We start from the raw sequence: 1,005 nt of genomic DNA, 5'->3' as shown, positions 1-1,005 counted from the left end.
GGCGTCGCGGAGGTCGGTCTTGCCGAGTTCGACGAACCTGCCTCCCTCACGCAGGGTTGCCAGCGAGGCGTCCACGAACTCGCCCGCCAGGCTGTTGAGGACCACATCCATCCCCGTGAAGCGATCCGCGAACTCCGTGGTCCGCGACGACGCGATGTGGTCCCGCGCCACCCCCAGCCCACGTACTGTCTCCTGCTTGCCGGGACCGGCCGTCGCAAAAACCTCCGCCCCCCACAAGCGAGCCAGCTGCACCGCAGCCATCCCCACACCACCGGCAGCCGCATGGACCAGCACCCGCTGCCCCGCCTCCAACCGGCCCGTCTCGCGCAACCCGTACAGCGCGGTCAGGAACGCCACCGGCACCCCGGCCGCCTGCGCGAACGACCAACCCTCCGGGATCCGCGCCACCAGCCGCGCATCAGCCACCACCGCCGGACCGAACCCGCCGACCGCCATCGCCATCACCCGGTCACCGACCGCGACGCTCGACACACCGGACCCTGTCTCCAGCACCACACCCGCGACCTCGGCACCCAACGCGAACGACTCGCCCGGATACATGCCCAGCACATTCAGCACGTCACGGAAGTTCAGACCCGCCGCGCGCACCGCGATCCGTACCTGCCCGGCCTCCAACGCGACTTCAGCCTCAGGAGACGGCACCAACACCAGATCATCCACACTGCCCCGACCGGCCAGCCCCAGCCGCCACGCCCCCACACCCGCCGGTACAGTCAGAACCTCGCGGGTGCGGGCAGGCGTCAACCGGGGGCAGTACGCCTGTCCGGCCCGTACGGCGAGTTCCAAGTCGTCCTCGTCACCAGGCGCGAGCACAGTGGGCAGGCACTGCCAGGACTCGGCGCCGCCGTCGACGTCCACCAGACCGAACCGGCCCGGATGCTCCGACCGCGCCGACCGCACCAACCCCTGCACCCCGGCCCCGGCCACGTCCTCGACCCGGTCGGCCGATCCCGTGGACACCGCGTTCCGGGTCACCACCACCAA

At 71.1% G+C, this 1,005-nt stretch carries 1 protein-coding gene; it reads right to left on the bottom strand.

The features are described from left to right. The coding region (locus AQJ67_RS44175) for an alcohol dehydrogenase catalytic domain-containing protein (protein WP_425264229.1) at positions 1 to 996 on the bottom strand (996 nt) is incomplete at its 3' end. Positions 997 to 1,005: the final 9 nt, after the last annotated feature.

The organism is Streptomyces caeruleatus, from assembly GCF_001514235.1.
Classification (GTDB): Bacteria; Actinomycetota; Actinomycetes; order Streptomycetales; family Streptomycetaceae; genus Streptomyces; species Streptomyces caeruleatus.
The sequence above is the reverse complement of the archived record's forward strand: the minus strand, read 5'-3'. Positions and strand labels throughout refer to the sequence as shown.